Annotated in this window: 8 protein-coding genes and 1 pseudogene; 3 read left to right on the forward strand and 6 right to left on the reverse strand. The window is 64.7% G+C overall.

Annotated elements, in window-relative coordinates; translation table 11 throughout:
• Positions 1–281 precede the first annotated feature (281 nt).
• Positions 282–524 (reverse strand): helix-turn-helix domain-containing protein, encoded by a 243-nt coding sequence (locus OXM57_00680; GenBank protein MDE0351197.1) that lies wholly within the window; start codon positions 522–524, stop codon positions 282–284.
• A gap of 814 nt (positions 525–1338) precedes the next feature.
• Between OXM57_00680 and OXM57_00685 the strand changes: the two genes are divergently transcribed.
• Complete coding sequence (locus OXM57_00685) at positions 1339–1542, forward strand: AlpA family phage regulatory protein (GenBank protein MDE0351198.1); 204 nt, start codon at positions 1339–1341, stop codon at positions 1540–1542.
• 1355 nt (positions 1543–2897) lie between these two features.
• Here OXM57_00685 and OXM57_00690 read toward each other — a convergent pair.
• Positions 2898–2999, reverse strand: a pseudogene (locus tag OXM57_00690) (hypothetical protein).
• Between the two features lie 102 nt (positions 3000–3101).
• Here OXM57_00690 and OXM57_00695 point away from each other — a divergent pair.
• Entirely contained in the window at positions 3102–4136 is a 1035-nt protein-coding gene (locus tag OXM57_00695) for a hypothetical protein (GenBank protein ID MDE0351199.1), read from the forward strand.
• Positions 4137–4784: 648 nt separating this feature from the next.
• On the opposite strand, the gene OXM57_00700 is transcribed toward OXM57_00695, so the two are convergent.
• Both OXM57_00700 and OXM57_00705 read right to left on the reverse strand, forming a co-directional pair.
• Positions 4785–5324 carry a hypothetical protein gene (locus tag OXM57_00700; GenBank protein MDE0351200.1) on the reverse strand — a complete coding sequence of 180 codons (540 nt, stop codon included), beginning with the start codon at positions 5322–5324 and terminating at the stop codon, positions 4785–4787.
• Positions 5325–6089: 765 nt separating this feature from the next.
• A complete protein-coding gene (locus OXM57_00705; GenBank protein MDE0351201.1) occupies positions 6090–6296 on the reverse strand; it encodes a hypothetical protein in 207 nt (68 codons plus the stop codon).
• A 163-nt stretch (positions 6297–6459) separates the two neighbouring features.
• On the opposite strand from OXM57_00705, the gene OXM57_00710 reads away from it, so the two are divergent.
• A complete protein-coding gene (locus OXM57_00710) occupies positions 6460–6684 on the forward strand; it encodes a hypothetical protein (protein MDE0351202.1) in 225 nt (74 codons plus the stop codon).
• Positions 6685–7395: 711 nt separating this feature from the next.
• On the opposite strand, the gene OXM57_00715 is transcribed toward OXM57_00710, so the two are convergent.
• Positions 7396–8004, reverse strand: coding sequence for a pyridoxamine 5'-phosphate oxidase family protein (locus tag OXM57_00715; GenBank protein MDE0351203.1), 609 nt, complete (start codon positions 8002–8004; stop codon positions 7396–7398).
• 95 nt (positions 8005–8099) lie between these two features.
• Positions 8100–8414 (reverse strand): hypothetical protein (locus OXM57_00720; protein ID MDE0351204.1); only part of this gene is annotated, 315 nt, incomplete at its 5' end.

Raw genomic sequence — 8414 nt, forward strand, 5'->3', positions numbered from 1 at the left:
ACAGGGTGGGGAAATTCACTGATCGAGACCGGGGAATCTCGACGATCGTCAACAGGTGTGGGGATGGCCGGTCGGGAAGAACTGCAGCGATCTGGCGGATGGACAAACCCCCAGGGGGAAAAACGGAGGGACGGGGACAAATGTCCCGATAGGGAGGGGGGACACATGTCCCGACCAGGGCCGTCAACTGTGGCTGAAAGGGTGAGCCAAGTTTTCATTAAAATGAGGACACACGTCCCCATGGGTGGGGGACATATGTCCTGGCGGGGTGAAGTGGCCTGTTAGGGCCGGTCACGTAACAGGTTGGAGATCGACGACTGGGAGCAGCCGACCAGTTTGGCTATCTCAGCCTGGCTGAATTGTTCTATGCGGTAGAGAGCGACCACTGCTTGGCGGTAGGACTCCCGTGCCCGGGTCCATTCTGTGTGGGCGGCTTCGAGTTGTTCGGCGGCGTCGATCGCGGCGAGCATGCGGAGGGTTTCGGTGTTCTGCCGTGCCTGGTCCTGATCGCTGTTGTTGCTCATCGACCACCCCATGATAGCCGGGCTTACCAGCCCCCTAATTTGGGGTTCGACACTTTATGGAAAGAGGCCTTTCAACCACAGCTGATGCCCCCTGCGGGGGACATTTGTCCCCCGTCCCCGTTCCCCGTCGGGGTTCTGTCCATCTGCCCGATCGTTTCAGGTTCTTCCCGACCGGTCCATCCTACATACCTCCTTTTTCGCTGTTCCTCGCCTGCTCGCATTCCTGCTTCGGTCTTCTCGGGGGATTGCCGGTGAAACCCCTTGTAGATGGGCTGTAAGGACCCTGGGTCCGGCTGTCAAGGCCGGTCTTCGGCTAACCGGCATCTCCGCCGCCCGGTCGGGGCCTTCTCCTCGTCTGATACGAGCCGGCCGGGCCGAGTGCTACCCCAATATGATCGGTGGGGACGTGTGTCCCCTTGAGCGGTGTGTGTGGCCCGGACTGATGTCCCCTCCTTCAACAAATGGGCCCGCAGCCGACGTCCCACTGTGGCTGCCCGGGATGTCTGGTCCATCGGGCTGTTGGCAAGAGCCCAGGTCGGGGGATGCGCGACCGGATTCGCGACCGCTGGAGGGTGGATGCGCGACCGGTCGCGCATGAGCGCGACCCCAGAGGGGCGGATACGCGACCGGGCTGTGGATTACCTTGGGTATGTTCGGTTACGACAACAGAGCCTGACCGTTCTCGACATGGGATCAGAGAGACCATGGACTGAAGGCCGGCACAGGATCGCCGGCAATGAGCAGGAGCAAGGGAATGCGGATGAGAGACCAAACTCAGGACAGGAAGCCGGGTGTCAGCCATGGGCGCCCGGCGATGGCGCCTCCGGGGGGTGGGCGGGTGGTGAGACTGCCTGAGGTGTTGGACATCACCGGGTTGAGCAGGACCACGATTTGGCGTCGGGAGCGGGACGGGTCGTTTCCTGCGCCGTTCCGTTTGGGCGGCGAACACACAAGGGCGGTGGGCTGGCGGGAACAGGACATCTACGACTGGATCAATGGTCTGTCTCCCGCAGCGTGACTACCCACCCAACATCGAGGCTCAGTTTCGGGTCGCTCCGACAGTAGATCCACCCCGCCGGAGTCCGCTGAATCTGTCAGTGTCGGCCAGCAACCAGCGCACATCCCGCCACGGCCATGCCTCCGCGACGCCGCGGTCGTCGTTCTCAAGGATCAGAGCTACCGACTCTGAGGCAAACGAAAGCAGGCCACCGACTAGACCGCGCAGCTTTCGACCGGCCTTGACAGAGCAGGACCCCGGCAGTGGCCGTGGCCAGGGACTCCGGTGGGGGCCGTGGTAGTGAGGTGTCGGCAGGGCTGTGGCGGCTGGCAGACGCACATGCGGTCTCGTTCCGGGGTGGTGTCGTCTCGCTCGTCCTGCCCGCTCTCGGTGGGCCCTGCCACAGCCGCCAGCCGGGCCACGCGGTCGAGAGCGACGCGGACCGCTTCGCCCGAGAGCGTTAGCCACTCCAGCCAAGAGGGCTGTTGCTGCGATTCCGGCTGCTATCAGGGGGACAGAAAGCAGCGCCGCGGCTCGGGTGCGGTGCTCTTACATCGTTCGGAACCTGTGCTCGTAGAGTTCCATCCTCACGAGGGAACGGTGGCGTCGGGAGCGAGGGCTAGGGGGCTTCGAGGACGCGAATGTCCGTTCGGAGAATGTGCTCGTAGTTAGGGTGTTTGTTGATGATCCACTTGCGAATCGTTGCAGGTTTGACTTCGCATATGCGGGCAAGGTCATCGTCGGAGATACCTTTACGGCTCGCCTGTCTGACCGCTTCCTGTAGTTCGGCCCCTCTGACTTTTGCTGCTTGGCGGGCTTGGTCGTGGCACCGTTTGTGTCTCCTTGCTTGGTGGTCTGCGAGTTTGCGCTCCCGGTGGGCTCTTGCGACGAGTTGGATCAGTGGGTTGGCGGGGTCCACACATCGGAGGTTAGCACTGGCCGTCTCGGGGCTATGGTCGCAATATGAGACGTTGTTAACGCTGGCTTCGAGCTATCTACTTCGTTCGGTGGGATCCGCAGGATCGAGATGGTCGCCGACTCGCGAGTGTCGGGTGTTGGGGCTTGGTTCCCATTGGAAAGACCCGCCGTAGCCGGCTTCGAGTGCGGGGTAGGTCGACTCTCCGTCCTCCGTGTACACCTGGGCGGAGAGGCTGTAGTCCGTAGCGCCGGTCGGGTACGCGAAATTCAGGGTGTGATAGACGCCGCCCCGCCCGCTGGGGAAGTTCATCCTGTTGGAGTAGGACGGCATCTGAGCGGTGCTCCACCCAGGGTGGGCGGCGTGGAACTCTGGAAGAAACGCCGCCCACCACTTCGTGTGGCGCTTCTTCGTCTCCGACACCGCCCGCGTCCCGGCACGTACTCGCCGCGAGAAGTCGTCAGGGCTGACAACCACATCGACGCGGTTTGGAGGATATGTCGTAGGCCACCCGGTTGACTCCCCGAACCTCGTTCATCACGCGGCTGGATATGCGCTGGAGACTTGCGGTCAGACGATTCCGCCGATCCACTTTGCTGACATCTACGTCGGCTATGCGATCCTGGTAGCCCCGGACAGCGAGGCCAAGACGGCTCTCGAGTTCATGGACGAGGGCATGAGCTTCTCGGACGCGGCCACGGCTGCGGTACAGCAGTTGGTCGGTAAGGAAGTCCATATCCCGCCGCACAGCACGACGCAGTCGCAGTACTCGGATGCCTTCTTCGCCTACCTGCCCCAGTGGTGGGAGGACGTAGTGGAGGACATTCCGGCCCTGGACGGCGAGGGCAACCCGTTAGTACTCCTAGGCCGGGACGGATCCCCGGTGCTGGACGACGCGGGTAACCCGCAGCCCATCCGCATCACCACCAACGACTGGCGTAACTACTCCACTCCGGTGTACGTGGATGACCCGACCATCGTGCAGCTCTCCGCACAAGCGGGCCGGATCGAGTTCGCCATGCCCTATGGCGCTCCGACCCTCGTGCAGATGATGCGCAACGGGTGGGATCCGCTGATCAACTTCGCCATGATGTACGAGCACGACGCCCTGTCACAGCAGACCGCGATCGCCTCGTCCACCGTTGGTGGCACCGGCCTCTTGGCTCGCCGCGAATGGGTCGAGGAGAACCCGGATCTCGCCTATCGGGTCGTCGCTATGGCGAACCGTATTCTCGCCTATCTCGAGGATCCCGCGGTCCAGGAGACGGGTTGGGAGATCGAGGCCAACATCATCAACGAGAAGCGCGGCATGACCATGGAGCCCGCAGACATCGGAGTGATCTGGGATACGATCGATCCGTCCTTCAACTGGGAAGACCAGGAAGCTCTGTGGGATCTGAGCTTGCCGAGCTACCACCCCGAAACGGTGTTCAGGACCCAGATCGAGGCCCTGAAGGCAAGGGGAGTCCTGTCCGAGACCTACGACACTCAGGCGGGATTGGAAGAGTTCTTGCTGGCCCAGGAGATCTACTACGACCTCAAGGGCATGCAGGATCGCTCCGATGACCTGTTCGCTCGGGCGAGCGGCATGGACCTGTCGGCCAGCCAGCAGGCTCTGATCGACCAGGCCCGGGCCCTCTACGACAACTACAACTTCTACGACAGTCTTCGCTTCCTTGAGGCAGCCCTGATCGGCTAGTCTCATCCGCCGAAGACAACGTGACTTGCCTGGTGCAGGCAAGTGAGATAGAACCGACGCGGGGTCGGATCGCCATCCGGCCCGTTCCCTCAGGTCCCGCCCGGTCTGTGGGGAGTGTGGGGGACGGGTGCGGTCGTAGGGGTATCGCAGCGTGGTGTTGGTTGATTTGGGCGGCGCTCGGCTGGCCAGATCGTCTCCGGTGTACTGGTGTCCGATTCGTTGGAAGAGCGCTAGAACGCCGCCGCTGGGCCGGGCGTCCCCCCGACGGGTCCCTCCGCCACCATGGTCCGGGCCGGGAGCGGCCACATCAGGCTGTATTGTTCCCTCAATCTCGGCCGGGCCGATCGGAGCTTGCGCAGCTTTCGGCCGGTGGCGGTGCTTGGCATGAGGCAACCTACTAGGGAGGGTGTGACAGATTCGCGTCCGAGTGACAGGAATGGACACGGTAGGCATCAACCGGCCGCGAACCCCCGACACAGGACATCGGGTCGAGCCGGCGATTCGAGATGGATGGTTTCGGACCGGCGTGTGTCAAGGTCGGACGGCTGCGAGCGCTGGGCGCTGACCCCACCCTAGGAGCGCCCCTCTTTGACGCTCCCGGTTGCGGCGCCCCGGATGCCGTGTCCCCGACCGGGCAGCGACAGGCAATCACTGCTCGCCCGCGCTTGTGCGGTCTCGAAGCCTGTCGCGGGCGCGCCGGACCCCCGCCACAAGCGCCAGCGCGGTCGCCAGCGTCAGACACGCCACGATCGCGTACCACTTGGACAACATGAACAGCGAAGCGGCGGCCACCTGCCCCGAGGAGATGTCGGGATACCGGGTCAGCAGGAGCACGACCCAGATGTTCTCGCCCAGATCGATCGCTCCCGCGGCGAGGGGCAGATACGCGAGCTTCCACCACCGTTCCGATGGTCGGTACCGATAGATCAGTCCACCCAAGAAGCCGGCGTAGACAACCGGGAGCGCCGTGTCGAGGGTGAGGCTGGCCCAAATGTGGGTTCGCCGACCGGCCTCCCCGTAGCCGTCCAGCACGGCGAGCGCCTCGGCTTGGGTGTAACCGGCGCTGGCATCGAACGGATCGCCACCGATCGGCAGAGCCGGGAACACCACCACGACGAGTATCACGGCCACAGCAAGAGCAGCGAACAGCGCCTGTGGCCGGCTGGACGCCTCGAAGTATCTGCGCATCTCTCCTCCTCTGCCGGTCCACAGGCGTCGGCCCGCGCCGTTGGCTCGGCCTCCTGTGGATATGCCCTCATTGACCTCCCGGGCCGACCCGTATGGTACAGCTAGCCGGGTGAAGGCAACCCTACCCGCAGGCGAACTGTTCGCCGCGTCACCAGCCCCAAACCACTCAGAGGACCTGACACCTCCCGTCTTGCCAGGACGTCACCGCCCGCAAGGGGTCTTATCATAGGCGGCTGGGACTCGCCAGGTCCAGGCCCTGTACGGTGCGGGAGCGGCCTGTGCTGGCTGACTGCACCGCGCCGGGAGTCTGCGAGGACCGCACGCCTAATCCTCGAAAAGGCTGCCCGCTCGGGGGTAGCGACCCGCAAGGCGTAACATTCGCGGACAGGTTTGGATCTGATCGCGCGATCGCCGCCGTCGACGCCTTGCGGCGGGGACCGGGCTGTGGCCGTGGGGAGATGATAGATGTGCCGGTTATCCCCTGCCACGAACGGCACACTGTGCGCCTGGGCGGGTCTTGTGGAGTAGGTACGGCTCCCGCCGAGCGTTAGCCGGAGAACGAATGGGAGGTGCCGACCAACCCGGGTGGTGTCGCCGCGAGACCCCACCCGCCCACCTGCGGTGGACACGGGTTGTGGGCTGTCCGCTACAGCTTGGCTATCTACAAGGGAGGGTGCCCAAAGACGGGGCTGGGTTGGCCCGCAACGTCTTGGCCTGGGGTTTCGTTGTGACTAGCCGACCGACTGGACAATTCTCAGTTTTCTCCTAGCCGCAGATGGGTTCGAAGCGTTTGCCTTGGTCCGACATCTGCTGTAAGGCCAGGTCGAGGCCCTGTACGGTGCGCGTGCGGTCGCCGCTCCCGTCGTGTATGAGGATGATCCCGCCGTCGACCGCGCCAGCCACGATCCGTCCGGCGATCGTGTCCGGGGTCAGGTCGAGCCAGTGGTTGGCGCTGGCGTTCCACATGATCACGTCGAGGCCGTGCTCTGCGGCCTTGTCGGGTGAGGCCGGCGAGCGTACCGTAGGGAAGGCGCACGCAGGCGGTGGCGTTGCCCGCGAGGATCTCCTGGGTCCGCTCGAGGGTGCGGTCTATGGCCTCGCCGGACAGCTTGGTCAGGTTCTCGTGGTTCCAGGTGTGGTTGGCGACCGTGTGGCCCTCCAACAGGATCCCGTTAAGAGGTGGGGGAAGCGTTCGACCATCCCTCCCGACCACGAGAAGGTGGCTCGTGCCCCGTATCGCCGCAGCAGGTCGAGCACCTCGGCGGTGTGCACCGAATGGCGGACCGTGGTCGGGGTGGCGGATCGTGGCGGTTATCTCGTAGTCGGCGGGCTGGTCGGCGGTCGAGACCATGTCCAGTAGCCGGGCCGCGCTCGCGGGCAGGACCAGGGTCGCTCGTCTTGGTCGTTCTTTTGGCAGGCCGGCCACGTCCTCTCCTAGCCCGGCGTTCAGCCACACACCGGCGGGCGCTCCGAGCGTGGACGTGTATGCGACGTCGGCTGTCGCGTCGGGCACGTATGCGTGGCGGTCGCCCGGCTCGACCGTATCGGCAAACCCCTGGGGTGGCTCAGAACACGACGCTGCGGTCATCTGCGTCGCCCGCCGCTGCCACAACATCATCTTGGCCATGCTCAAACCCAAACCGCCTTACCAACCCGCGAAACTACCCGACGCGGCTTGACAACAAGACAGGGACACCCCCCTTCCCTTCTTGGAGTGGGGCCAGACCTTCGCCGCCTCGGGCTCGCCGCCGCCGCGGTCGTTTGACCGGTTCGTCTTCGGTACGCACGTCATCGAGACCGGCAGCGAGTCCTACCGCTTGCGGGTCACGAGGGGAGGTACTGCTATGACCTGATCACGACCGCGGGGTGGAGCCAAAACCCATCATTACGGTTACGCGGACGATGCGGCCGGTCCGCGGCCGGCGGGAGCCGCATCCACCTGTGATCGGGCCTGCCGGCGGCCCGTCGCCCCGCCCCCCGGAAACGGTCCGGGACGCGCCGCCCGATCGGAGCACCCGACTTGTTTCATCGATGCCCGTGGTACTGCGGTGAGAAGCCGCAGGCTCGCCGCTCAGTAGAGCCGCTCGCGGTTCGCCTCGTCCTCGGACGCGTCGATCTCGGCGGCGTTCGCACCCCTGATCTGGTCGGCCAGCACCTGCCCGTAGGTGGGGTAGCAGGAGCGGTCGATCTGCGCTCCAGCATCCCAGAGCCGCGAGCGGACCAGCGACCGGCCGCAGTGCAGGAAGGCTTCCTCCACGGTGATGCGGAGTCCCGAACGGGGCGCCTTGCCACCCACCGAGAGCGGGGCGAGAAGCGCCTTGTCCGTGACGATCTCGGCCCTGCCACTGACGCGCAGGGTCTCGTTCATGCCCGGCACGAAGAAGAGCAGGCCCACCTCCGGGTGGACGATCACGTTCTGGAGCGAGTCGACCTGGTTGTTGCCGGGCCGGTCGGGGATGAGCAGGGTGTTCTCGTCGAGCACCGCCACAAAACCGGGCGGGTCACCCCGGGGCGAGGTGTCCTGACGCCCGTCGGCGCCGAGGGAACTGACCACACAAAATGGCGAGAGCGCTATGAAGTCGTGTGTGTGCCGGTCGATGTGGTCCAACACCTTTTGCTGCGCGCGCGCCGCCGGTTCTCGGTAGGTCCGACGCAGCTCGGTCTGGCTTGTGACACCCATGTTTGCTCCTCCTAGGAATGAGACGCTCTGACGGTAGCCGTTCCTTGCCTTGGGACGTACTGCTGTGATGTGGTGGCGTTGCGGTGTGGGTGGTGCTAGTCGGTGAAGACAACGTTTCCTTGTGCTTCGCGGTTGGCTAGGCCTGTGCTCCAGGTGAGGGCGAGACCGAGTTGGTCCTCGTTGCCGACAGACAGTGTGACCGTAGCCATGGTTTGGTCGCCCGATAGGAAGATGAACAAATTCTCACCGATTTTGCCGTCGCGGACCGGAGTCAGGAGGACCATCAGGCTGCCGCCGGGGATGCAGCTGAGGCTGACCTCGAAGTCGACCGATTGGTCGCCGCGGCTGGCGGTGGGGCTGCTGATCAGGAGCGTCGGACGGTCGGCGCAGGCGGTCAGGACCGGCTCGTC

The organism is bacterium, assembly GCA_028820935.1.
Lineage (GTDB): Bacteria > Actinomycetota > Acidimicrobiia > Spongiisociales > Spongiisociaceae > Spongiisocius.

Coding starts and splice junctions, on each gene's coding strand:
- OXM57_00680 (MDE0351197.1), bottom strand. CDS start 524: ATGAGCAACAACAGCGATCAGGACCAGGCACGGCAGAACACCGAAACC.
- OXM57_00685 (MDE0351198.1), top strand. CDS start 1,339: ATGGCGCCTCCGGGGGGTGGGCGGGTGGTGAGACTGCCTGAGGTGTTG.
- OXM57_00695 (MDE0351199.1), top strand. CDS start 3,102: ATGGACGAGGGCATGAGCTTCTCGGACGCGGCCACGGCTGCGGTACAG.
- OXM57_00700 (MDE0351200.1), bottom strand. CDS start 5,324: ATGCGCAGATACTTCGAGGCGTCCAGCCGGCCACAGGCGCTGTTCGCT.
- OXM57_00715 (MDE0351203.1), bottom strand. CDS start 8,004: ATGGGTGTCACAAGCCAGACCGAGCTGCGTCGGACCTACCGAGAACCG.